The organism is Enterobacter sp. JBIWA008 (genome assembly GCF_019968765.1).
GTDB lineage: Bacteria > Pseudomonadota > Gammaproteobacteria > Enterobacterales > Enterobacteriaceae > Enterobacter.
The window spans coordinates 3,163,907-3,189,020 of record NZ_CP074149.1 but is presented as its reverse complement, the minus strand read 5'-3'; the positions used below and the strand labels follow the sequence as shown (position 1 = coordinate 3,189,020).

Annotated in this window: 19 protein-coding genes and 1 riboswitch; of the genes, 4 read left to right on the top strand and 15 right to left on the bottom strand. The window is 58.0% G+C overall.

All coding sequences use genetic code 11. The annotated features are described in order from the left end of the window. Nucleotide 1 precedes the first annotated feature (1 nt). From KGP24_RS15330 to KGP24_RS15320, 3 genes are all read right to left on the bottom strand, one after another. Complete coding sequence (locus KGP24_RS15330; protein ID WP_223561023.1) at nt 2–1,378, bottom strand: diaminobutyrate--2-oxoglutarate transaminase; 1,377 nt, start codon at nt 1,376–1,378, stop codon at nt 2–4. 312 nt (nt 1,379–1,690) lie between these two features. Continuing rightward, on the bottom strand, nt 1,691–2,125 hold the full coding sequence (locus KGP24_RS15325) for a hypothetical protein (RefSeq protein WP_223561022.1): 435 nt from the start codon (nt 2,123–2,125) through the stop codon (nt 1,691–1,693). 210 nt (nt 2,126–2,335) lie between these two features. Then, nucleotides 2,336–3,211 (bottom strand): YadA C-terminal domain-containing protein, encoded by an 876-nt coding sequence (locus KGP24_RS15320; RefSeq protein WP_223561021.1) that lies wholly within the window; start codon nt 3,209–3,211, stop codon nt 2,336–2,338. Nucleotides 3,212–3,844: 633 nt separating this feature from the next. Next, nucleotides 3,845–3,941, top strand: a riboswitch (TPP riboswitch). Nucleotides 3,942–3,976: 35 nt separating this feature from the next. Between KGP24_RS15320 and thiM the strand changes: the two genes are divergently transcribed. The 3 genes from thiM to KGP24_RS15305 are packed head-to-tail and all read left to right on the top strand — an operon-like array spanning nt 3,977 to nt 6,333. Beyond that, entirely contained in the window at nt 3,977–4,747 is a 771-nt protein-coding gene (gene thiM, locus KGP24_RS15315; RefSeq protein ID WP_223561020.1) for a hydroxyethylthiazole kinase, read from the top strand. Then, on the top strand, nt 4,744–5,544 hold the full coding sequence (thiD, locus tag KGP24_RS15310) for a bifunctional hydroxymethylpyrimidine kinase/phosphomethylpyrimidine kinase (RefSeq protein WP_223561019.1): 801 nt from the start codon (nt 4,744–4,746) through the stop codon (nt 5,542–5,544). Before thiM ends, thiD begins: the two co-directional genes overlap by 4 nt. A 42-nt stretch (nt 5,545–5,586) precedes the next feature. After that, the gene (locus KGP24_RS15305; RefSeq protein ID WP_223561018.1) at nt 5,587–6,333 is read left to right on the top strand and encodes a GntR family transcriptional regulator; all 747 of its coding nucleotides are present in this window, start codon (nt 5,587–5,589) and stop codon (nt 6,331–6,333) included. Here KGP24_RS15305 and KGP24_RS15300 read toward each other — a convergent pair. Genes KGP24_RS15300 through KGP24_RS15290 form a run of 3 tightly spaced genes read right to left on the bottom strand, consistent with a single transcriptional unit; the run spans nt 6,307 to nt 9,535 of the window. Continuing rightward, a complete protein-coding gene (locus KGP24_RS15300) occupies nt 6,307–7,260 on the bottom strand; it encodes a PfkB family carbohydrate kinase (protein ID WP_223561017.1) in 954 nt (317 codons plus the stop codon). The genes KGP24_RS15305 and KGP24_RS15300 overlap by 27 nt on opposite strands. Next, on the bottom strand, nt 7,257–8,261 hold the full coding sequence (locus KGP24_RS15295) for an ADP-ribosylglycohydrolase family protein (RefSeq protein ID WP_223561016.1): 1,005 nt from the start codon (nt 8,259–8,261) through the stop codon (nt 7,257–7,259). The genes KGP24_RS15300 and KGP24_RS15295 overlap by 4 nt, the downstream gene beginning before the upstream one ends. Further along, a complete protein-coding gene (locus KGP24_RS15290) occupies nt 8,258–9,535 on the bottom strand; it encodes a nucleoside permease (RefSeq protein ID WP_223561015.1) in 1,278 nt (425 codons plus the stop codon). Before KGP24_RS15290 ends, KGP24_RS15295 begins: the two co-directional genes overlap by 4 nt. Nucleotides 9,536–9,785: 250 nt before the next feature. On the opposite strand from KGP24_RS15290, the gene fbaB reads away from it, so the two are divergent. Next, nucleotides 9,786–10,838, top strand: coding sequence for a class I fructose-bisphosphate aldolase (gene fbaB / locus KGP24_RS15285; protein ID WP_223561014.1), 1,053 nt, complete (start codon nt 9,786–9,788; stop codon nt 10,836–10,838). Nucleotides 10,839–10,905: 67 nt separating this feature from the next. On the opposite strand, the gene yegS is transcribed toward fbaB, so the two are convergent. From yegS to KGP24_RS15240, 9 genes are all read right to left on the bottom strand, one after another. Beyond that, nucleotides 10,906–11,805: a lipid kinase YegS gene (yegS, locus tag KGP24_RS15280; RefSeq protein WP_223561013.1), complete on the bottom strand. Its 900-nt coding sequence runs from the start codon at nt 11,803–11,805 to the stop codon at nt 10,906–10,908. A gap of 249 nt (nt 11,806–12,054) precedes the next feature. Continuing rightward, nucleotides 12,055–13,416, bottom strand: a complete 1,362-nt coding sequence (gene yegQ, locus KGP24_RS15275) for a tRNA 5-hydroxyuridine modification protein YegQ (protein ID WP_032652696.1) — start codon at nt 13,414–13,416, stop codon at nt 12,055–12,057. Between the two features lie 154 nt (nt 13,417–13,570). Then, a complete protein-coding gene (locus KGP24_RS15270; RefSeq protein WP_223561012.1) occupies nt 13,571–13,903 on the bottom strand; it encodes a YegP family protein in 333 nt (110 codons plus the stop codon). A 135-nt stretch (nt 13,904–14,038) separates the two neighbouring features. Next, entirely contained in the window at nt 14,039–14,761 is a 723-nt protein-coding gene (gene baeR, locus KGP24_RS15265; RefSeq protein ID WP_032642850.1) for a two-component system response regulator BaeR, read from the bottom strand. Further along, the gene (gene baeS / locus KGP24_RS15260; RefSeq protein WP_223561011.1) at nt 14,758–16,161 is read right to left on the bottom strand and encodes a two-component system sensor histidine kinase BaeS; all 1,404 of its coding nucleotides are present in this window, start codon (nt 16,159–16,161) and stop codon (nt 14,758–14,760) included. The genes baeR and baeS overlap by 4 nt, the downstream gene beginning before the upstream one ends. Further along, nucleotides 16,158–17,573, bottom strand: a complete 1,416-nt coding sequence (locus KGP24_RS15255) for an MFS transporter (protein ID WP_223561010.1) — start codon at nt 17,571–17,573, stop codon at nt 16,158–16,160. Before KGP24_RS15255 ends, baeS begins: the two co-directional genes overlap by 4 nt. After that, nucleotides 17,574–20,651 (bottom strand): multidrug efflux RND transporter permease subunit MdtC, encoded by a 3,078-nt coding sequence (gene mdtC / locus KGP24_RS15250; RefSeq protein ID WP_223561009.1) that lies wholly within the window; start codon nt 20,649–20,651, stop codon nt 17,574–17,576. Then, nucleotides 20,652–23,774, bottom strand: a complete 3,123-nt coding sequence (locus KGP24_RS15245) for an MdtB/MuxB family multidrug efflux RND transporter permease subunit (RefSeq protein WP_223561008.1) — start codon at nt 23,772–23,774, stop codon at nt 20,652–20,654. Continuing rightward, complete coding sequence (locus KGP24_RS15240; protein WP_223561007.1) at nt 23,774–24,976, bottom strand: MdtA/MuxA family multidrug efflux RND transporter periplasmic adaptor subunit; 1,203 nt, start codon at nt 24,974–24,976, stop codon at nt 23,774–23,776. The genes KGP24_RS15245 and KGP24_RS15240 overlap by 1 nt, the downstream gene beginning before the upstream one ends. Nucleotides 24,977–25,114 lie beyond the last annotated feature (138 nt).

The following is a 25,114-nucleotide window of genomic DNA, read 5'->3' as shown; positions in this document are numbered from 1 at the left end:
GTTACGCCGGGCGAACGCCCGCAGCAAGCAGTGCCTGCTCAAATTTATCCAGGAAGATTTTCAGCTCTTCGTCGCTGATCAGCAGAGACGGCAGCAGACGCAGAACGATACCGTTACGGCCACCGCGCTCCAGAATCAGACCGGCTTCGAAGCACTTCTTCTGAATCAGTGCAGACAGCTCGCCGTCGCCCGGGAAGCAGCCCATGTGGTCAGCGGCTTCGTGTGGCTTAACGATCTCAATACCGATCATCATGCCCAGACCGCGCACGTGGCCGATGACCGGATAGCGTTTCGCCATCTCTTTCAGCTGGCCTTTCAGCCATTCGCCTTGTGCCGCCACTTTGCCTGCGATGTTCTGGTCTTTCAGGATTTTCAGCGTCGTCAGACCGGTTGCCATCGCTAGCTGGTTGCCGCGGAAGGTACCGGTGTGGTGACCTGGCGCCCATGCATCGAACTGCTTTTTGATACCGAGCACGGCCAGCGGCAGACCGCCACCCACTGCTTTAGACATCACGATGATGTCTGGCTCAATGCCAGCGTGTTCGAAGGCGAAGAATTTACCGGTACGGGCAAAGCCAGCCTGAACTTCGTCGAGGATCAGCAGAATGCCGTGTTCCTGAGTCACTTTACGGATGCGCTGCAGCCACTCAGCCGGAGCCGGGTTCACGCCGCCTTCGCCCTGAACGGCTTCCAGAATCACCGCAGCAGGTTTACGCACGCCGCTTTCAACGTCGTTAATCAGGTTATCGAAGTAGTAAGTCAGCGCTTTCACGCCCGCTTCACCACCGATACCCAGCGGGCAACGGTACTCGTGCGGGTAAGGCATGAACTGTACTTCTGGCATCATACCGTCAACCGCTTCTTTCGGAGACAGGTTGCCGGTCACGGACAGTGCGCCGTGGGTCATACCGTGGTAACCACCAGAGAAGCTGATGATACCGCTACGGCCGGTCACTTTTTTCGCCAGCTTCAGCGCCGCTTCAACGGCGTCAGCACCGGATGGACCGGTGAACTGCAGGCAGTACTCTTTGCCCTGACCAGGCAGCAGAGAGAGCAGGTATTCGGAAAACGCGTCTTTCAGAGGCGTAGTCAGATCCAGAGTGTGTAACGGCAAGCCGCTGGTAATGACATTTTGGATGCTTTTCAGCACATCAGGATGGTTATGGCCAAGCGCAAGGGTTCCTGCGCCTGCTAAACAGTCAAGGTATTCTTTATTATCTGCATCGGTGATCCACACGCCTTCTGCTTTAGCGATGGCTAAAGGCAGTTTGCGCGGATAACTCCTGACGTTAGATTCAAACTCGGCCTGACGGGCCAGATAGGTTTCGTTGCTTTTGTGGGCATCTACGGTGTCAATACGGACTTTATCCGTCATCATATCACTCCTACAACCGCCGCTTCGTTATGAGCCACGATTGAATAAAAAGTTAAAAAACAGATGGGGCCTGAAAAAAACGCCGCCAATATAGAGCCTTTTGCCACGGGGCTCAATGGTTAATTTGTTTACTGTTTTGTGACATGGCGCTCAGGGGAGAAGATATCCCCTTTTTTAGGAAGAAAATTGCACTTTATGGTAAAGAAAAACAGCCTGTTACGTGTGTTCTACCCTGACTGTAAATTCATAAAAAAGAGTGTGACAAATCGTGCCATTCGCTGACCGAAAAGGAGGCAGACTGCCTCCTTGTTATCTTTATTTCTGCGACACCTGCAAAATGCCGTGGTTACGTCCTGCCGTCTTATTCCAGGACGCCGTGGTAATGCCGTTCTCATCAAGGCTTAGCGATATAACAAAACCATTACCGTGAATTTCATAGAAATGAGCATTCAGACGTTTCACGGTGGCCTTTTTACCGTTAATGGTGGCGTTAAAAAAGCCGTTTGAAATCGTGGCGTTAACCGCATCCGATGTGAAAGTGGCTTCACGCAAAGGGTCGTGGACCTTAGCTGGTGCGTGCTGCGCCGCATTTTGGGCTTTTGTTTTGTGGATATCACAAGAGCCGTCATTCGCGTTCATCTCAGTACATCCTGAACGTTCTAATTGAGCACGATAGTGCGCATTAATGGCATGAGCCGGTGTTGTCGCTACCGTCAACATCAGTGCAATCAATATTAATTGAGTTTTCATAGCTAAATTTTTCTCCACCTTATAAAACGCACAGATAATAGGAGACGTACATCATGCCGACCCAAATGCCGACACCAATGAGCATCAGATGCAGGGTCGCTGAAAGAATGATATATCTGAGCATGTTTTTTCTGTCATCGCGATTCTTGCCAGAGGCAAGCGGGTTATTAACTTAATGGCGTCAGTTAATAATGCTTCAGTTGTATTTAGTTAAAAGCCCATTCCGACGCCAACTGATGCTCCCATATTATTGGCGGTATCATCAGAGAAGCTCACTTTCGCGATGACATGTGAACTAAAGTTAACGGATGCCCCGACGGCAATGGCGCTTTCACTATTGTATGTAGCTCCGCCAGCAGAAAACATAACATGCTGATTCGTTTGTACTTGCGGTAAACCTGCCATCGCCATGGCTCCTGAAATACCCGCATTGGCTTGCTTCTTATTATTATCCACTTCATCGTGCAGTGATTTAAATTGCTGGTTGGTATTATTATTCATTGCCTGTAACGTCTGTTTCGTTGCCAGCAGATCCTGAGCGGTGGCGGTAACCGCCTGGGTATTATCAGCCACTTTAGTTTGTGTTGCTGCGTCTACCTGCATGCGCGTCACGGTGGTCGTCACGCCATCTTTGCCATCTACGCCGTTAGTGGGTTTAGGGGCATTTTCCAGGCTATTAAGACGGTTATCTTGCACTTTATTAACGTTCTCCATATTGCTAATTTCTGTGCCGTTCGTCGTGACACCCTGTAAAGCAGCATCGCTTTTTTGATTGGCGGTATCTGCAAGCGCACCAGCAAGTAAGGCTTTTTGGTTAGCCTCATTTGTGGCTTTCTCAATAACCAAAACACCTAATTTAGTGGATTGAAGGTCACTATCCACCTGCGTTAAGCGATTTTCAGTTGAGAGATCGCGAGCAATACTATCATCCTTGTTTTGCGTAATTTGGTCTTGATGGTCATTCACAATATTTGTGATTGATGCGTCATCCCAAACGGCAGCAGCAGCGTCAGTAATATTCATGGCGCTACCTGCTACCACCCCCAATACAAAAACAGAAACAACAGATTTATTTAAAACTTTCATTCGAAGGACTCACATCATTAACGTTTTGAAAAACAAATTTAAGCAGAACAGTTTTTGCCATAGTGAGCATGTGGTTATCTGTATTTCCGTATGTCAATACAGGATATTTATTGCCCGGAGCTTTTTTAATTGCGTGAATAAACTATCAATTAAACTCAAATTAATGATTTTGATCTAAATCATAAATGATATGAATAAATGAAAGGTCAGGATGCGGTATCGAGGAGATTTATTTAATGTATACATTAACTTATGGATTGTTCGATAAATCAATGTGAGCGTTAAGCTATTGATGAAAGTACAAATGTTTAATAGAGTTAAATAAATTAATACCTTCTTATTCTTTCATGCGAAAGAAGTTTTCATATCTTATAAAAGCAGAAGAAGCACGTAATAAAGAACAAAAATAATAGACACAATAAAAGTGCGTAATAAAGTTTTTCAATAACGTATTAACAATTATCGAACCAGAATTAACTAAAGCGTAATAAATGTAGGTAAATGAAGGGAAAGAACGACTGGAGATTTCCGCTGTAACAAACGGGGTGATAAATCGAAACTCCTTGCGCCTGGCCTACGGCCGCGGTTACACTACCTAACGTTAATGAGTTTGATAACTCACTGTTTTAAAAGTATTTTGACTCGGGGTGCCCTTCTTTGTGAAGGCTGAGAAATACCCGTATTACCTGATCTGGATAATGCCAGCGTAGGGAAGTCAGATGCCTTCCCGGTCATCGCTTCTTCACGCAAGGCAGGAGCGAACCCATGCAGCCTGACCTGCTCGATTTACACGTTTTACACCACTTCCGAACCCGTTCTCCGCTTACGCATTGTATGACTAACGACGTCGTACAGACCTTTACTGCCAACGTTCTGCTGGCGCTTGGCGCCTCGCCGGCGATGGTGATTGAGGCGGAAGAGGCTGAACAGTTTGCCGGCATCGCCGATGCATTGCTGATCAACGTTGGTACGCTGACCTCACCGCGTGCCCAGGCGATGCGTCGGGCGATTGAGAGCGCGGTCGCTGCAGGCAAGCCCTGGACGCTGGACCCGGTTGCCGCGGGCGCCCTGACGTTCCGCACCCGCTTTTGCCATCAAATCCTGGCCCTGAAACCGGCCGCCATTCGCGGCAATGCCTCCGAAATTCTGGCTCTTGCCGGAATGAGCGCGGGCGGACGCGGCGTCGATACAACCGACACCGCAGCCAGCGCGGTGCCCGCCGCACAGGCGCTGGCTCGCCAGACCAATGCCGTTGTGGTAGTCACCGGTGAGGTGGATTACATCACTGATGGGCAACGCACCCGCACGGTAACGGGCGGCGATCCGCTGATGACGCGCGTGGTGGGAACCGGGTGCGCACTCTCTGCCGTTGTGGCGGCGAGTTGCTCACTGCCGGGCGACAGGCTGGATAACGTCTCCGCCGCGTGCGGATTTATGAAGCGAGCCGGAACGACAGCCATTGCGCATTCTCGTGGCCCAGGCAGTTTTGCCAGCGCGTTCCTGGATGCGCTCTACACGCTGGAGGAACTGGCATGAAACGGATTAACGCCCTGACCATAGCCGGCACCGATCCCAGCGGCGGCGCGGGTATCCAGGCTGACCTGAAAACCTTCTCCGCCCTTGGCGCATACGGCTGTTCCGTCATTACCGCGCTGGTGGCGCAAAACACGCGCGGCGTGCAGTCGGTTTACCGTATCGAGCCGGATTTTGTTGCCGCGCAGCTGGATTCAGTGTTCAGCGACGTGCGCATCGATACCACCAAGATCGGCATGTTGGCCGAGACCGACATTGTGGAAGCGGTGGCCGAGCGGCTTAAACGCTATCAGGTGCGAAACGTGGTGCTGGATACCGTCATGCTGGCAAAAAGCGGTGACCCGCTGCTCTCCGCCTCTGCCGTCGAGACGCTGCGCAAAAAGCTGCTGCCGCAGGTGGCGCTTATCACGCCCAATCTGCCGGAAGCCGCCGCGCTGTTGGGCGCATCGCATGCGCAAACGGAACGCGAGATGAAAGAGCAGGGGAACGCGCTGCTGTCGATGGGCTGCGGGGCGGTGCTGATGAAGGGCGGCCATCTGGATGACGCTGAAAGCCCGGACTGGCTCTTTACCCGCGACGGCGAAGTGCGTTTTACCGCTCCGCGCGTGCAGACCAAAAACACCCACGGCACGGGCTGTACGCTTTCGGCCGCGCTGGCGGCGCTGCGCCCGCGGCATGAAAGCTGGGCCGATACGGTGCGCGAAGCGAAAATCTGGCTCTCGGCGGCGCTGGCAAAAGCCGATACTCTGGAAGTCGGTCACGGTATTGGGCCGGTACACCATTTTCATGCATGGTGGTAAGCCGTATACTGGCAGGATACATCACGCCTGAGAAAAACAGAGATGGAACAAGCGCATACCCGGTTAATCGCTCAACTGAATGAACGGATCGCCGCGCCCGACAACACGCCGCTGTACCTGAAGTTTGCCGAAACGGTAAAAAATGCGGTGCGAAGCGGCATGCTGGAGCACGGGAACATTTTGCCCGGCGAGCGCGATCTGAGCCAGTTAACCGGGGTGTCGCGCATCACCGTGCGAAAAGCGATGCAGGCGCTGGAGGAAGAGGGGGTGGTGACGCGTTCCCGTGGCTATGGCACGCAAATCAACAACATCTTTGAATATTCGCTAAAAGAGGCGCGCGGCTTTTCCCGGCAGGTGGTACTGCGCGGCCAAAAGCCTAATACGCTGTGGGTCAACAAGCGGGTGGTGAAATGCCCGGAAGAGGTCGCAAGCCACCTGTCGATCCCTCCGGACAGCGAAGTCTTTTTGCTCAAGCGCATTCGCTATGTGGATGAAGATGCGGTGTCGATTGAAGAGTCCTGGGTACCGGTTGGGCTCATTCCCGATCCGGATGCTATAGGGATTTCACTGTACGATTACTTCCGCAGTCAGAATATTTTCCCACAGCGTACCCGTTCACGGGTAAGCGCCCGCATGCCGGACAGCGAGTTTCAGGCGCACATTAAGATGGATGAAAAAATACCGGTGCTGGTGATCAAGCAGGTCGCGCTTGACCAACAGCACCGGCCGATTGAGTACAGCATCAGCTACTGTCGCAGCGATCTATACGTCTTTGTGTGCGAGGAATAATTCGTCGCGAGTCGGGGCGCAGTCCCCGCCGCGGTGGCTGACCACCCAGGACGCCACGGCATTCCCCAGCAGAACGGCGTCTGCCAGTGACCATCCCGTTGCCAGCCCGGCAAGCGTGCCGCCCGCGTGGCTGTCGCCAGCGCCTATGGTGTCCACAACCGTCGCCGGGAAAGCCGGAACAACGCCCGCGTCATCGCCGTTATACCACGCGGCGCCGTCTTTATCATGGCGCACAATCAGCGCGGCGCCGAAACGCCGCTGCCACTGAGCGCCCAGGGTTTCTACTTCAACTTTCAGCCTCTCTGCGGCAAGCTCCGCTTCCTGACGATTTAGCGACACGATCGGCCTGCAGGCCATAATCCGCGCCATCAGCGCGTCGGGGATATCCGCAATGCGGGGGCCGAAATCGATAAACGCCGTCACGTCCCGCAACCCCTCCAGCCAGCGTGTCAGCAGCTCGCCGCACGGCGAGGCCAGCTGATAGCCGGATAAATAGACCAGGCTGTTCGACGGGATGTTAAGGACATCAAGCCAGCGCTGCTGCCACTGGTTCTCCACGCCGCTAAAGGACATAAAGGTGCGCTCGCCGTCTGGCTCCACCAGCGCCAGGCACCAGCCGTTGTCGCCGGTTTCGGCCTCGATGGCGCTATGCAGATCCTGCTTTGCCATGGCGTTGCGGATGATATCCGCCCAGACGCCGTGGCCGACGGGCAGGGCGTTTTGCGAGGCAATGCCGAGCCGCTTCAGGGCGATGGCAATGTTCAGCGCGCAGCCGCCGATATTCACGCCCTGCTGTTTGAGCTCGATATCGCACCCGCGCCAGGGCAGGGCGTAGGCGTCGGCGATGACGTCAATCACCGCCGCGCCCAGCACCGTTACCGGCCGCGCGGCGCGCAGGGTGTCGAGACGTTGGGCAAACGAATTCATACGCCCTCCCTTTGCTCCCGGTAGTGCAGCAGTTTCTCGCAGTAGTGGCCGAAATCGAGCCGGTTGACGGCGTCGAGCTCGGCTTTGAGCGCCGGCTCAATGGCCTGCACGCCGTGGAGCGCCCCGCAGATGGCCGTCGCCATTGCGCCAATGGTGTCTGTGTCACCCCCCAGATTGGCGCATAAAACCGCGCAGCGGTTCGGGTCGGTTCCCGCCAGTTCTACCATCGCAATGGCCGCCGGAACGGACTCAATGGTGCTGGTTCCGGCCCCCACGAGCTGGTACACCTGCTCGCTGGCGGACTCAACCCCGTTGGCTTCCCGCACGGTCTTAAGCGCCAGCTCAATACGTGCCGCCAGCGATGCGCTGAAGGTGGTGGTTTTCGCCTCCTGCGCATAGCGGGCGATACCCGGCAGCGCATCGACGATGTTCTGCCAGCTTTCGCCGTCGATAGCGCGGGAAACCGCCCAGGCAATAACCACCGCGCCGGCAATGGCGAGGTCCGATTTATGGGTCGGGCTGGAGGCCAGCGCTACCTGCTCAACAAAGTGTTCCAGACGCGTGGCCGGAAGCAGGCAGCCCAGCGGAGAGGCGCGCATCGCCGCCCCGTTGGTCACGCCGTTGTTTTCCAGCTCGCTAACCGGCTTGCCGTCGCGAATCGCGTTAAGCGCGATTTTGGAGGTCGGGCCGAGCACGTTCTTATTAAACGCGTCGAAATCGAGCGCCCAGCGCAGAATATGCTTGCCGATAACGTCCGCGTTGATGTCTCCCTCACACTCAATAATCGCATCCGCCAGGCACAGCGCCATTGAGGTATCGTCGGTGAACTCTGCCTGTTTGAAATAGCAGGCCGCATTATTCTCTGCCGGACCGGGTAAGAAGCGGTTAATCCAGCCGAAGTGCGCCTTGACGCGCTTTCTCGGCCACAGCTCCGACGGCATGCCCATCGCATCCCCTAACGCCTGCCCGTAAAGGGCACCGAGAACACGTTCTTGTTTCATTTAACTTCCCCTTGTGTCAGCGCGGTATCGCCATCAACCACCTCAATTGCGGCGATCTCTTTATCCGATTCGCGGAAAAACAGCATAAACAGCACGGCAATCACGGCAATCATGATTGCACCAAACGTCCACATGCCGGCCCAGTTGAAGGTCAGCCCATTCACCGGCTCTTTGTATGCGAACATTTTTTCCATCATCACGCCGCCCAGACGGTAGCCCAGCAGGCTACCAAAGCCCTGGCAGCACAGCGTAATCAGGCCCTGCGCGGCGGTGCGCATGTGCACCGGCGCTTTTTTATCCACGTAGATGTACGCGGTGACGTAATAGAAGTCGTAGCTCACGCCGTGCAGCAGAATGCCAAGGAACAGCAGGGCGTAGGTAAAGTACTGTTCCGCTCCGCCGTATACGAAGAAGCCATAGCGGATGGCGGCGGTAATCAGGCCCAGCAGTAAGACCTTCTTAATACCAAAGCGTTTGGTAAAGAACGGCAGGGCGAGCATAAAGAAGATTTCGGAGAACTGGCCGAGCGTCATCCAGCCGGTGGCGTTTTTCATCCCCACTTCGGTGAGATAGCCGTTGGCGAAGATGTAATAGAAGGCCAGCGGCATAGCGAACAGGAACGAGCAGAAGAAAAACACCAGGAAGTTTCTGTCGCGCAGCAGGATCAGCGCGTCCAGCCCGAGCATCACTTTGAAGTCCAGCTTGCCGGTACTTTTCGGCGGCGTATTCGGCAGGAACAGGGCAAAGACGCCGAGCAGGGCGGAGCTGGCTGCGGTCATCAGCAGCGGGATATTGGTATCGGAAATATCGCTGTAGCCCAGCATCTGCGGCAGGAACCCGCACGCCAGCCCGGAGGCGATCCAGCCGATGGTGCCCATCACGCGGATGCGCGGGAAATCGGCCTCAACGTCGTCCACGTTGGAAAAGGCGATACTGTTGGTCAGCGCGATGGTCGGCATATAGGTCAGGGAGTAAACCAAAAGCAGCGGGAAGAAGGTGCTGAACTGGGTTTGCTGTGCGGCGAAGTACATCAGAATGGCTCCGGCGAACATCAGCACTGACAGCACTTTCTGCGCGGCGAAGAAGCGGTCCGTCAGCGAGCCGACCAGAATCGGGGAGAGGATCGCGGCAATGGCGGTACAGGCGTAAGACCAGCCGATTTCCCCGGCGGTAAAACCGCTTTTGCTCAGCCACAGCCACAGCGGCACAAACCACGCGCCCCAGATAAACCATTCAACAAACATCATGAATGACAGTTGGACTTTCGTTTTCATTTTTTAATCCTGCATGTCAGAGAGGGTACGCCTTTAACATACCACTCAATAATACCTTTTAAATACCTTTGTGGCGATTGTTTGATCAATGTAACAGTTTTGTTGTACACGAATCGAGCCAGCAGATTGTGCTGAAAAAAATTGCAAAAGGTGGAAAATCTGTTAAGTAGGTACCAGGCTTAGTCTGCCCATAAAAGATGGGACTGGATAAACACACACCGACACGACGTCGGACTTACGGGAGTATCACATGACTGATATTGCGCAGTTGCTTGGCAAAGACGCCGACAGCCTTTTACAGCATCGTTGTATGACCATTCCAGCCGACCAGCTGTATCTGCCTGGTCATGACTACGTTGACCGCGTGATGATCGATAACAACCGTCCGCCTGCGGTCCTGCGAAATATGCAGACGCTCTACAACACCGGGCGGCTCGGCGGCACCGGGTATCTCTCTATTTTGCCGGTGGACCAGGGCGTTGAACACTCGGCGGGCGCCTCTTTTGCGGCGAATCCGCTCTACTTCGATCCGAAGAACATTGTTGAGCTGGCGATTGAAGCGGGCTGTAACTGCGTAGCCTCTACCTACGGCGTGCTGGCTTCGGTTTCGCGTCGCTATGCCCACCGGATTCCGTTCCTCGTGAAGCTGAACCACAACGAAACCCTCAGCTACCCAACCGAATATGACCAGACCCTCTACGCCAGCGTTGAGCAGGCGTTCAATATGGGCGCGGTGGCGGTAGGTGCGACGATTTACTTCGGTTCCGAACAGTCCCGTCGTCAGATTGAAGAGATCTCCGCGGCGTTTGAGCGCGCGCACGAGCTGGGCATGGTCACCGTACTGTGGGCGTATCTGCGCAACAACGCGTTCAAGAAAGACGGCGTGGATTACCACGTGTCGGCCGACCTGACCGGGCAGGCGAACCACCTGGCGGCAACCATCGGCGCAGACATCGTGAAGCAGAAAATGGCCGAGAATAACGGCGGGTATAAGGCGGTGAACTTTGGCTACACCGACGACCGCGTTTACAGCAAGCTGACCAGCGAAAACCCGATTGACCTGGTGCGCTACCAGCTGGCGAACTGCTACATGGGCCGTGCGGGGCTGATTAACTCCGGCGGCGCGGCGGGCGGTGATACCGACCTGTCAGACGCGGTGCGTACGGCGGTTATTAACAAACGCGCGGGCGGTATGGGGCTGATCCTTGGCCGTAAGGCGTTTAAGAAATCGATGGCCGACGGCGTGAAGCTGATCAATGCGGTTCAGGACGTCTATCTGGATAGCAAAGTCACCATCGCCTGACGCCTCCATCGCCCTCTCCCTGTGGGAGAGGGTTGGGTGAGGGCATCATTGCTCACCGTGTGATACATCAGCGCAAAAGCACACAGTCCGGCGGCAGCCGACACTGCAGCGCGCCGGGCAACACCTCAATGCGGAACTGTGTTCCGCTCAGCGGCTCTCCGTCGAGGTTAAAGGTCATCCCGTGTGGGGCATTCACTTCAAACCACGCCGATTTCCCGGCAATGATATTTGGACTCTCTTCCGGCTGCGTCAGCGTGGTAAACAGCGCGGGCAGCAGGCCGTCGCCCGTGAAAATACGCAGCTGGAGCTGACCGTCATTGATCAGCGCCTCCGGGCAGAGCTGTTGCCCACCGCCAGCCTGGCGGCCATTGCCAATCCCAATCACCAGCGCGTCACCCTGCCACTGAAAATCCTCGCCGCGAATTTCGCAGCGGTCAGGCTTGAGGGTGTCCATGCGCATCAGGCCGTGGATCAGGTACGACACGCCGCCCAGCGCCGCCTTCAGCTTTTCCGGCGTTTCGCTGGTGATGCGCGTGCCGAACCCGCCTGTCGCCATATTGATAAAGCAGGTTTTATCATTCACCTGCGCAATATCCACAGCGGCGGCCTTGCCGAGGATCGCCAGCTGGAGCGCTTTCTCTAACTCTTCCGGGATACCGGCGCTGGTGGCAAAATCATTGGCGGTGCCGAGCGGTAAAATGCCCATCGCCGGCCGGTTTGTCGGGGGCAGGTCGATAAGCGCTGACGCAATCTCATTGATGGTGCCATCGCCGCCGCCGGAAATAATGGTACTGACGCCAAGCCCGAGTGCTTCATTGATATAGCGTACCGCGTCGCCTTTTTCCCACGTCACCCTGACGTGAATGCGCGCGCCGTCGTCACGCAAGCCCTGAATTGCCTGACGCAACAGATCGTTGCCTGCGCTTTTGCCATTGAGAATCAATAAACTGTCTGGATAGGTTGCCATCCGCGCTGCTCCCTTTTTTAGCGTTAGTAAGAGTGTATAGCAGAGAGGGAAAAAGCGGGTAAGAACAGGATGAAAGGCAAAAAATAAGCCCGCGTAAGGGAGATTACGCAGGCTAAGGAGGTGGTTCCTGGTACAGCTAGCATTTATGGGTTATGTTTTTCAGCGGGTGGGATAATACCCGTATTGAACGAAGCGGTATGTGATCCGATTCTAAGAATTATCCCAGCGCGAAAAAATTTCCCTGATTAACTATTTGCCGTGTGGGTTTCGGGTGCTTTCACCGTTGAAGTTACGCATCAGCAGCGCGAACTTCAGCTCCACCTCTTCCGGAACCGGCAGCCAGACGGTATGGCCGTCACCCGGTGCCACGTCAATCGCTTCGCCTTTGCCGTTTTCCAGATGCTCCAGCGTAAAGTTCATGTTGCCCTGCGGGGTCATCAGCTCCAGGCTGTCGCCTTTGGTGAATTTGTTTTTCACCGCCACGGCGGCCAGCGCGCCTTTGCGCTCGCCGGTGAAGTCACCGACAAACTGCTGACGTTCGGAAACGGAGTAGCCGTGCTCGTAGTTCTGGTAGTCGTCATGGGTATGACGGCGCAGGAAGCCTTCGGTATAGCCGCGGTGTGCCAGGCCTTCCAGGGTCTCCAGCAGGCTGGTATCGAACGGTTTACCGGCCGCCGCATCGTCGATAGCTTTGCGATATACCTGAGCGGTACGCGCGCAGTAGTAATAGGATTTGGTGCGGCCTTCGATCTTCAGGGAGTGAACGCCCATCTGGGTCAGACGCTCGACGTGGGCGATGGCGCGCAGGTCTTTCGAGTTCATGATGTAGGTGCCGTGCTCGTCTTCAAAGGCGGTCATGTACTCGCCCGGACGTTTGGCTTCTTCAATCATAAACACGCTGTCGGTTGGCGCGCCGATGCCCAGCGTTGGCTCAACGTTGGTCACCGGAATAGGCTCGTGCTTGTGCACGATATTACCGATGTCATCCTCTTTGCCTTCCTGGACGTTATATTCCCAGCGGCAGGCGTTGGTGCAGGTGCCCTGGTTCGGATCGCGCTTGTTGATATAGCCGGAGAGCAGGCAGCGGCCGGAGTAGGCCATGCACAGCGCGCCGTGGACGAAGATTTCGATTTCCATATCCGGCACCTGGGTGCGGATCTCTTCGATCTCTTCCAGAGAAAGCTCGCGGGACAGGATGACGCGGGTCAGCCCCATTTGCTTCCAGAACTTCACTGTTGCCCAGTTGACGGCGTTTGCCTGCACGGAGAGGTGAATATCCATCTCCGGGAAGTTCTCCCGAACCAGCATGATTAAACCTGGATCCGACATGATCAGCGCGTCCGGCCCCATATCCACCACGGGCTTCAGGTCGCGGATGAACGTTTTCAGCTTGGCGTTGTGCGGCGCGATGTTCACGACCACGTAGAATTTCTTGCCCAGAGCATGCGCTTCGTTGATGCCGAGCTGCAGGTTCTCGTGGTTGAATTCGTTGTTACGCACGCGCAGCGAGTAGCGCGGCTGGCCCGCATACACGGCGTCGGCGCCATAGGCGAAAGCGTAACGCATATTTTGCAGCGTTCCCGCCGGGGAAAGGAGTTCCGGTTTAAACATGTTTGTTCTCGTTCTGATGACAGGTCAGATCCGCGTGCACCAGGTGCAGCGGTAAGGGGAGATCCCCCACATTAAGGGCGGGCATTGTAGCGCTGCGGGGCGGGGAGGTAAAGCGCCGGGTCGCGTCACCGCTATCCCGGCGTGCTTCGTGTTGTCAGGTGTTGTCTTTTACCGTCTGAGTAGACCCGTTAGTTTTGACCGAGGCTATGCCCTTATCACGCGATTGTTCCGTTGCATAAAGCTGGCTGCTGCCAATCACCTGATGATTGCCTGCCTTGAGATTGAAATGGTACTTACCGTTAGAAGCTGTTTTCTTCTCATAGCGCTCGTCGAGGGGGCTGTTCGTTCGTACGGAGGCAATGCCGTTTTCGGCGGCACTTTTACTGGTGTAAAGCTCGCTGGTAAGAATGATCTCTCCGTTACCCGCTTTCAGCACAAACCTGTACTGACCATCACTGCTTTTACTTAATTCGAACCAACCAGACATAGGAACTCCTTGATCGAAAGTAAAATGAGAGGCACCAGTTATAAGCAAGCGAACCGGTAAAAGGAGTATGGCTGATTCCTGAATTGGTTCCAGAAAAGAAAAACCCGCCCTGGGGCGGGTTTCAGCGTCGAAAGGTCACGCAATCCTGCACGCATCCGCTTCCCAGCGATACCCCACGCCGTACACCGCGCGGATAAACGACTGCTCGGCGTCCAGCGCCTCCAGCTTGCGGCGCAGGTTTTTGATATGGCTGTCGATGGTGCGGTCGGTTACGACGCGGTAATCGTCATACAGGTGATTCAGCAGCTGTTCGCGGGAGAAGACTTTTCCCGGCTCGTGGGAGAGGGTTTTCAGCAGGCGGAACTCCGCAGGCGTCAGGTCCAGCAGCTTGCTGCGCCAGCTCGCCTGGAAGCGGCTTTCGTCGACAATCAGCGGGCTTTCGGCGTCAAGCACCTGAAGCTCGCGCTGCGGCCTGCAGCGGCGCAGAATGGTTTTCACGCGGGCGACCACCTCGCGCGGGCTGTAGGGCTTGCAGATGTAATCGTCTGCGCCAATTTCGAGCCCCAGCAGGCGGTCAATCTCTTCAATTTTGGCGGTGACCATGACGATCGGTACGTCGGAGAAGCGACGAATTTCCCGGCACAGGGTCAGTCCGTCAACGCCCGGCAGCATTAAATCCAGCAGGATCAGGTCCGGCGGGGTCTGGCGCACGTAGGGCAGCACCTGGTCGCCGTGGCTTATCAGCGACGGGGCATAGCTGGCCGCGCGTAAATAGTCGATCAGCAGCTGCCCAAGCTTGGGTTCGTCTTCCACGATCAAAATGCGCGGCGTGTTTTCGTCAATCGGTAACTCGGTCATGCTTCTCTCGATAAATCCCGTTCCAGAGGTAACTCTACTGTAATGCTAACCCCGCCAAAAGGCGAATGGGCGGCGCGGATCGTGCCATTATGCGCCTCGACGATGTTAACGCAAATCGCCAGCCCCAGGCCGGAACCGCCGCTGGCGCGGTTGCGGGAGCCTTCGGTGCGGTAGAAACGTTCAAACAGTTTTTCCAGCTGCGCGTCCTGCACGCCGGGGGCAGAATCCGCGAAGGTAAGGGCAAAGCGCCCGTTTTCCTGCCTGCCGGAGATGTGCAGCCCGCCGCCGCTGTCGGTGTAGCGCAGGCTGTTTTCCAGCAGGTTATTGAACAGCTGCATCAGCCGGTCTTTGTCGCCAAACACCACCGCGCTGTCCGGCAGGGAGAGGTCGATTTTCAGGTCGCGGCTGGCAAACCGCTCGCGGAACGCGCCGCTGATCACTTCCAGAATATTAATCACGTCCACCGGCGCTTTCTGGTAGGCCAGCGCGCCTTCGTCAGACATGGAGAGCTGGTGGAGGTCATCCACCAGCTTGGTGAGCGTGCCCACCTCCGCCTGCAGAGAGGCCACCGATTCAGGCGTAAACTGGCGCACGCCGTCCTGAATGGCCTCCAGCTCGCCGCGCAGCACCGCCAGCGGGGTGCGCAGCTCGTGTGAAATATCGGCCATAAAGTCGCGGCGCATCTGCTGGTTCTTCTCCAGCGTGCTGGCGAGCTGGTTAAAGTCCTGCGCCAGCTTGCCCAGTTCGTCCTGGCTGCGGGTATCGACGCGGGTGGTGAAATCCCCGGCGGCCAGCCTGTGCGTGCCTTCCACCAGCCGTTTCACCGGGGCGAGCAGACCGCGCGCCAGCGGGAAGGTGGCGAGCGCTGCGAGCAGGGTGGAGAGGGCGACAATCAGCCAGCTGGTCCGACGCTGCTGGCGGTCAAAGTTGATGTCGGTGTTGCGCGTCAGGCGCTCCACCGGAGAGGCGATAACCCAGCCGACTGTCGCGTTATTCACTTTGATCGCACGACGGGTGCCGTCCGGCGGTATCGGCGCGCGCGGACCCACCAGCGTGCGCATGTCCTGGTCAATCACCCAGAACTGGGTGCGCCAGCCGTGCGGCGGCATGCCCGGCCCCGGGCGATCGTCACCGGTGTCGTGCTCCAGCGAGCGCAGGATCTGGAAAATAAAGCGGTCGTTATTGCGCAGAAAATGCCAGTTGCCGTGCTGGGCGTACTGTTCGCTCAGCGCATCGCTTAAGCCCTGTAAACGCTGTTCATTGCCATGCTTGATGTAATCAATAAAACCGCGCTCGAAGCTGATCCGCACCGCCCAGTGCATGGTGATCAGCAGGACGATACAGGTGGCAAATATCGCCACGAAGAGCTTGCCGGTAATTCCCGGACGCCAGAATTTCATGAACCACTCCTTTTGCCGCGCCTAATCACGACGTTCTTGCTGGTATCATCCGGCACTCTGGCGAAGATGAAAGCGGGCAGGGCGATAATGATCGCCATGCTTAAATAGGTATACAAAAAGACCTGATGCGCCACCGGCGTGTCGACGCTGAGATGGTGCTGGCCGTACATGCCGAGCAGTAAACCCGCGATGGTCACCCCGACGCTCATTGCGAGCTGCATGATCATCGACAGCAGGCTGTTGCCGCTGCTCGCCAGATCGTCCGACAGGTCCTTCAGCGTCAGGGTATTCATCGACGAGAAGCGCATGGAGTTGACGATCCCCTGGCAGAAGAGCACCAGCGGCAGAACGTAGTACCAGCCCATCAGCGCCACGGCCATAAACAGAAGACTCACCAGCGCCAGCCCCAGCGTGGCGGTCACCAGCACGCGACGGTAGCCAAAGCGGTTCACCACCTGCACCACGATACGCTTCATTCCCATGCTGCCGAGCACCATCGGGATCATCATCAGGCCCGCGTGGAACGGCGAAAATCCCATTCCGATTTGCAGGAAAACGGGCGTCATAAACGGCAGCATGCCGCTGCCGACGCGCCCGGCGAAGCTGCCGAACAGGCCAAGACGGTAGGTGGGGTTTTTAAACAAGTTCAGGCTGAACAGCGCCTTATCGTTACCTCTGGCATGCCGCAGGTACCACAGTATGGCGGTAACGCCGAGCGCTATCAGGAGCCCGAGCGTCAGGGGCGAAATGCCCAGACCTTTTTGCCCGTCGAGTGCCATGGTAAGCGTGGCCATGCCCGCCGCCAGCAGGATAAAGCCAAAGAAATCAAAGCGCCGCGTCTGCATTTTGTAGTTCGGCATCAGCGTCAGGGTGGCGATGGCGCCGATGATGCCCACCGGAAGATTGATTAAGAAGATCCAGTGCCAGGAGGCGTACTCCACCAGAATGCCGCCGAGCGCCGGGCCCAGCAGCGGCCCCACCTGACCGGGCAGGGTGACAAAGGTCATCGCCGCCATGTACTGCTCGCGCGGCACAATCTTCATCACCGTTAGCCGCCCGACGGGCACCATCATCGCCCCGCCGACGCCCTGCAGCACGCGCGCCATCACCAGCTGGTCGAGGGTGTTGGCCTTCGCGCAAAACAGCGAGCCGGTGGTAAACAGCACGATGGCGGTAAAGAAGATATTCCGCACGCCCACTTTGTCCGCCAGCCAGCCGCTGGCGGGCAGCATCACGGCAACCGTCAGCACGTAGGAGACAATCACCATGTGCATATGCAGCGGGCTTTCCCCCAGGCTTTTCGCCATGGAGGGGAGGGCGGTATTGACGATGGTCGTATCCAGCGACTGCATAAAGAAGCCGAAAGCGACTATCCATAACTGCCAGCGAACGTTAGCGGGGAGATCGGTCATCTACTCGGTCACCGTGGTTCTGTTTTTACGCGAAAAGCGCAGCCGCAGGCGGTCGAAGAACAGATAGACCACCGGCGTAGTGTACAGCGTCAGCAGCTGGCTCATCACCAGGCCGCCGACAATGGTGATCCCCAGCGGCTGGCGCAGCTCTGAGCCGTCGCCGCCCGAGACAACCAGCGGCAATGCGCCAAACAGCGCCGCCAGGGTGGTCATCATGATCGGACGAAAACGCAGCAGGCAGGCCTGGAAGATGGCCTCTTCCGGCGACAGATTGCCGTTGCGCTGGGCGTCCAGCGCGAAGTCCACCATCATGATGGCGTTTTTCTTCACGATGCCGATCAACAGCATGATCCCGATGAGCGCGATCAGGCTAAACGGCGCGCCGAACAGCTCCAGCGCCAGCAGCGCCCCCACGCCCGCCGACGGCAGCGTCGAGAGGATGGTCAGCGGGTGGACGTAGCTCTCGTACAGCACGCCCAGCACAATATAAACCGTTGCGATGGCGGCCAGAATCAAAATCACCTGCGAGTTCATCGTCTCCTGGAACACCTGCGCGGTCCCGGCAAAGCTGCCGCGCACGGTGGACGGCACGCCAAGCTGGGTCATCGCGCGGTTGATCGCGTCGCTTGCCTCAGAAAGCGACGAACCGGCGGGCAGGTTAAAGGAGATGGTCGACGCCGCCGACAGCCCCTGATGGTTCACCGACAGCGGCGCGTTGGCAGGCTGCCAGCTGGCAAAGTAGGAGAGCGGAATCGCCTTGCCGTCGTTGTTAATCACAAACATTTTGTCCAGGGCGCTGATGTCCTGGGTGTAGCGCGGGTCAACCTCCATCACCACCTTGTACTGGTTCATCGGCTGGTAGATGGTGGAGATCTCGCGCTGGCCGAAGGCGTTGTTCAGCAGGCTGTTGGCGGCTTCGACGTTAATGCCCATCCGCGACATGGTTTCGCGGTCGTAGGTCAGGGCCATCTCGGCGCCGTTGTCCTGCTGATCGGAGTTGACGTCCGCCAGCTGCGGCAGGGCGGCCAGCGCCTTGCGGATCTTCGGCTCCCATTCCCGCAGGGCGGCTAAATCGTCCGAGAGCAACGTGTACTGATAGCTGGCGTTCGCCTGACGGCCGCCGACGCGGATATCCTGAACGGCCATCAAAAACAGATTGGCGCCCGGCTCTTTGGCGAGCTTCACCCGCAGACGGTCAATCACCTGCTGGGCGGTTTCGTTGCGCTCGCCGCGCGGTTTCAGGGTAATAAACATCATCCCGCTGTTAACGCGTGACCCGCCGGTAAAGCCGGTGACGTTGTCCACGGCTTTGTCTTCCCGGATGATCTTCATAAAGTCCTGCAGCTTGCCGCGCATCGCCTGGAACGAAATGCTCTGGTCCGCCTGAATACCCCCCATCAGCACGCCGGTGTCCTGCTCCGGGAAGAAGGTTTTCGGGATGGTGATGTACATCCAGACGTTCAGCCCAATGGTAGCAACAAGCACCAGGCCGACCAGACGGGTATGGTTCAGCACCCACTTCAGCGATTTGCCGTAGCCTTCCTGCATGGCCATCAGGAGGCGACCAAAGCCTTTGCGGCGCGGCTGCGAATGCGGTTTGCTGCGCTTGAGCATCCAGCCGCACATCATTGGCGTCAGCGTTAGGGAGATAACCAGCGAAATGCCGATAGCGACGGAGAGGGTGACGGCAAACTCGCGCAGCAGCCGGCCCGGCAGCCCGCCCATCAAAAGCAGCGGCAGGAATACCGCTACCAGCGACAGGCTCATGGAGAGCACCGTAAAGCCCACCTCGCGCGTGCCCTGGAGCGCAGCCTGCAGCGGCTTCACGCCTGCTTCCAGGTGGCGGGAAATGTTTTCCAGCACCACGATGGCGTCATCCACCACGAAGCCCGTCGCTATCGTCAGGGCCATCAGCGACAGGTTGTTGAGGCTAAACCCGCACAGGTACATGGCGGCAAAGGTACCGATCAGCGAGACCGGCACGGCCACCGCCGGAATAAGCGTCGCACGGCCGGATCGCAGGAACAGGAAGACCACCAGGATCACCAGCGCGACGGAGATAATCAGCGTTTGCTCCACCTCTTCAAGCGAGGCGCGAATGGTCGGGGAGCGATCCTGGGCAATTTGCAGATCGATTGCCGCCGGGATGGTCTCCTGCAGGTCCGGAAGGCGGGCGCGAATGCTGTTCACCGTCTCAATAATGTTCGCTTCCGGCAGCTTGCGGATCATCAGCAGAATGGCCGGCTTAGCGTTGGTCATCCCGGCGTTACGCACGTCCTGCACCGAGTCGGTGACGCTGGCTACGTCGCTTAAGCGCACCGCCGCGCCGTTGTTGTAGTGAATAATGAGCGGCTGATATTCCGCGGCGGTTTTCAGCTCGTCGTTGGTGTGGATCTGCCATCGGTGGCTACCGTCCTCAATCGCTCCCTGCGGTTTGCGCACGTTGGCGTTGCTGATGGCGGAGCGCACGTCATCCAGCGACACGCCCTGGTTGAACAGCGCCTGCGGGTTTAAGCCCACGCGCACGGCGGGCAGGGAACTTCCCCCGACGCTCACGTCACCGACGCCGTTAATTTGTGAGATGGTCTGCGCCAGCTGGGTGGAGGCAAAGTCGTAAAGCTGCCCCTGAGAATACGTGTCCGAGGTCAGCGTCAGGATCATGATCGGCGCATCGGACGGGTTGGCCTTGCGGTAGGTTGGTCGGCTCGGCATCCCGCTCGGCAGCAGGCTCTGTGCGGCGTTGATGGCGGCCTGCACGTCGCGCGCCGCGCCGTTAATATCCCGGTCGAAGCTGAACTCCAGAATGATGCGCGTGCTGCCCAGCGAGCTGCTGGAGGTCATCTCGTTGACCCCCGCAATCCGCCCAAGGGAACGCTCCAGCGGCGTGGCAACCGACGAGGCCATGGTCTCCGGTGACGCACCCGGCAGCGAGGCGCTGACCATGATCACCGGGAAATCCACCTGCGGCAGGGGCGCCACCGGCAGCAGCCGGAAGCCCAGCACGCCGCAGAGGGTAATGGCGAGCGAGATTAAAATTGTCGCCACCGGGCGATAAATGAAGAGGGCGAAAAACTTCACTTATGCCTCCTCTTCACGTTTCGGGAGGCGGCTTTTGGCCCACAGCGCCAGGCGGTCAAACAGCAGGTAGATCACCGGCGTGGTAAAGAGCGTTAGCACCTGGCTCACCAGCAGGCCGCCGACCATACCGATACCCAGCGGACGGCGCAGCTCCGCGCCGACGCCGGTGCTGAGCATCAGCGGCAGCGCGCCCAGCAGGGCGGCCAGCGTCGTCATCAGGATCGGACGAAAACGCAGCAGACAGGCCTGGAAGATGGCGTCGCGCGGCGACATGCCCTGCTCGCGCTCGGCGGCCAGGGCGAAGTCGATCATCATGATGGCGTTTTTCTTCACGATCCCGATAAGCAGGATAATGCCGATGATGGCAATGACGTCCAGCTCGCTGCCCGCCAGCATCAGCGCCAGCAGCGCCCCCACGCCCGCCGTCGGCAGGGTAGAGAGGATGGTGATCGGGTGGATAAAGCTTTCGTACAGCACCCCGAGCACGATGTACATCGCCACGACCGCCGCGACGATCAGCCAGATGGTGTTACCCAGCGCGGCCTGAAACGCCAGGGTGCTGCCCTGGAATTGGGTCTGAATATCGGACGGGAAGCTGAGCTCTTTTTCAGCAGCCTGAACGGCCTCCACCGCTTCGCCGAGAGAATAATTGTCCGGCACGTTGAAGGAGATGGTGGTGGACGGGAACTGATCCAGATGGTTGATTGACAGCGGGGTATAGCGTTCTTCCACCGTGGCGATAGCGCTCAGCGGTACAATACCGCCGTCTTTGCTGGTCAGGCGCACCGAGTCCAGCCCCGCCAGGCCGGGCGTGTTCTCCGTGTTGTGCTCCAGCACTACGCGATACTGGTTGGCCTGGGTGTAGATGGTGGAGATCAGGCGCTGACCGAAGGCGTTGTACAGGGCGTTATCCACATCCGACATGGTAATGCCCAGACGGCTGGCGGTATCGCGGTTGACGTTCACGTATGCCGCCAGCCCTTTGTCCTGCCAGTCGCTGCTGACGTCGGAGAGCTGCGGCAGGGTGTTAAGCTTATTCACCAGCTGCGGCACCCAGGTGCTGAGGGCATCCAGCGTGGTGGCCTGCAGCGTGAACTGGTACTGCGTGCGGCTGACCTGGGTATCAATGGTCAAATCCTGAATGGGCTGCAGGTAAAGCTCCACGCCCGGCACGCGTGCGACGGCGCTTTGCAGACGCTCAATGACGGCGTTGACGCGATCGTCGCGTTCATCCAGCGGCTTGAGGTTGATCTGCAGACGCGCGCTGTTGAGCGACGGGTTGGTGCCGTCGACGCCCACGTAGGCCGTCAGGCTCTCGACCGCCGGATCCTTCATGATGATTTCAGACACCTGCTGCTGGCGCTGCGCCATATTGGCGAAGGAGACCGACTGCGGCGCCTGAAGCGTGCCCTGAATAATGCCGTTGTCCTGGATGGGGAAGAAGCCTTTCGGAATGAAAATCCACAGCATCACGCTGAGCGCCAGGGTTCCCAGCGCCACGCCGAGCGTGGCCCACGGATGATTGAGGACTTTCGCCAGCACGCGACCGTAGGCGGCAATAATCCGCTCGAACATGCGCTCGGAGGCGCGCGAGAAGCGGTTTTGCTTGCGCAGGGACTCGTGGCTCAGCATGCGGGCGCACATCATCGGCGTCAGGGTCAGCGACACCACGGCGGAGATCAAAATGGCGACCGCCAGCGTCACGGCAAATTCGCGGAACAGCCGCCCGACGATATCGCCCATAAACAGCAGCGGGATCAGCACCGCAATCAGCGAGAAGGTCAGCGAGATAATGGTAAAGCCGATTTCGCCCGCGCCTTTCAGCGCGGCCGCCAGCGGTTTTTCACCTTTCTCGATATAGCGCGAAATGTTCTCGATAACGACGATGGCGTCATCCACCACGAACCCGGTGGCGATGGTGAGCGCCATCAGCGTAAGGTTGTTAATCGAAAAATCGAGGAACACCATCACCGCAAAGGTCCCGACCAGCGAGAGCGGCACGGCGACGGCGGGAATGATGGTTGCCGGAACGTTACGCAGGAACAGATAGATGATCATGACCACCAGCGCAATCGCCAGCATCAGCTCAAACTGGGTGTCGGTGACCGATGCGCGAATGTTGGTGGTGCGGTCGGAAAGCACCTTCACGCTGACCGATTTCGGCAGGCTTTCGATCAGCTGCGGCAGCATGGTGCGGATGCTGTCGGCGGTTTCGATGATGTTAGCACCCGGCTGGCGCTGTACGTTCATCACGATCGCCTGCTGCCTGTTGGCCCAGGCGCCGAGCCAGCTGTTCTCAGCACCTTGCTCCACGGTCGCCACGTCGCCCAGACGCACCGGGGCGCCGTTCTGGTAAGCAATAATTAGCTGTCGGTATTCATCGGCGGACTGCATCTGATCGTTGGCAGAGAGCGTCACGGCGCGGGTAGGGCCGTCCAGCGAGCCTTTTGCCGAGTTAACGTTGGCACTGCTGATGGCGGTGCGGATGGTTTCGCTGGTCAGCCCCAGCGCGGCAATCGCCTGCGCGTTGAGCTTCACGCGCACGGCGGGGCGCTGGCCGCCCGCCAGGGTGACGAGGCCGACGCCGGAGACCTGAGAAATTTTCTGCGCCACGCGCGTTTCGACCATGTCTTCGACCTGGGTCATCGGCATGGCGGAGGAGGTGACGGCAAGCGTCATGATCGGCGGATCCGCCGGGTTCACCTTGCTGTAGACCGGCGGGTTAGGCAGGTCCGAAGGCAGCAGGTTGGTGGCGGCGTTGATGGCGGCCTGTACCTCCTGCTCGGCGACGTCCAGCGACAGCGTCAGCTGGAACTGCAGCGTCACGACGGATGCGCCGCCGGAACTCTGGGAGGACATCTGTTTTAGCCCGGACATCTGCCCAAACTGTCGCTCCAGCGGGGCGGTGATGGCGGACGTCACCACGTCCGGGCTGGCCCCCGGATAGAGAGTGACAACCTGAATCGTTGGGTAATCCACTTCCGGCAGCGCGGAGACGGGCAGGAAGCGATAGCCAATAATCCCGGCGAGCAGGATCGCCACCATCAGCAGCGTGGTGGCGACAGGACGGAGGATAAACAGGCGTGACGGCCCACCTGTAGAGCCTGGGGGCATAACCTGCATCAGGATTTCTCTCCCTGTTTCGCAGGTTCAACCACTTCCACTTTGGCACCTTCGGTCAGACGGTCAATGCCGTCTGTGACCACGCGGTCGCCTGCGGAAAGGCCGGCGGCGATGACCACCGTCTGGCTGTCCTGGATACCGGTTTTCACCAGGTGCTTGCTGACCTTATTGTCGCTGTTAAGTACCCAGACGAAGTTACCTTCGTTACCCATCTGCAGCGCAGCGGTGGGGATCACCACCGCGTTCTCTTCGGTAGCAACCAGCATTCGCGCGTTGACGAACTGGTTCGGGAAGAGGGAATCGTCCTGGTTATTAAAGCGCGCCTTCAGCTTGATGGTACCGGTGGTGGTATCTATCTGGTTATCCAGACTCAGCAGGGAACCTTCACTCAGTTTTTGCTTGTTGGTGCGGTCCCAGGCTTCCACCACCAGGCCCTTTCCGGATTTTTGCGCCTGCATGACGGTCGCGATATCGCTTTCCGGCAGGGTAAAGACTAAATCAATCGGGTGGGTCTGGGTGATCACCACGATGCCCGTGGTGTCGCCGCTGGAGATCTGGTTGCCGATATCGACCTGCTTCAGGCCAACGCGCCCGTCAATCGGCGCGGTGATACGACTCCAGTCCAGCTGCAGCTGCGCGCTGGCGACCGCGGCCTCGTCGGCTTTGATGGTGCCCTGCGTTTCGCTGACCAGCGACTGCTGGGTGTCCAGCTCCTGGCGAGACACCAGATTCGTTTTCACCAGCTGCTGGTAGCGGGCCAGATCGCGCCGGGCGTTGGCGAGCGTGGCTTTGTCTTTCGCAAGCTGTCCCTGCGCCTGGGCGAGGGCGACCTTAAACTGGCTCGGGTCGATTTCTGCCAGCAGATCGCCCGCCTTAACCTGCTGACCTTCCTGGAAGTGGATCGCGATGAGCTGGCCGTCGACGCGGCTGCGCACCGTGGCGGTATTGGCGGCGGTAATGGTTCCGAGACCTGTGAGATAGCGAGGAACGGCTTTATTCACCGCCGTCGCCGCCTGGACCGGTGCCAGCGCGCCGCCGCGCATGCCGTGACGCCCTCCGCCTGCCGGGCGCTGTGCCTGACTGCTGGCACCGGTGGGGGCTGCGGAGTTCGTGGATTGACTGTGCCAGTACCAGGCGGTGGCAAGGACCACCACAATGATGCCAGCGGCGATTGCCCAGCGGGATTTGTTACTGCCTTTCATCGTTATACGTTCTCATCATGAATACTTCGGGGAATGATACTAGTTTAGTCAGGCAACACGGTGGAAAAATGGAGGAAATATGGAAGACTGTCAGGAATGGTCTGAATGGTGCCGGTGCGGCTTCGTTGCGTAGCGCTT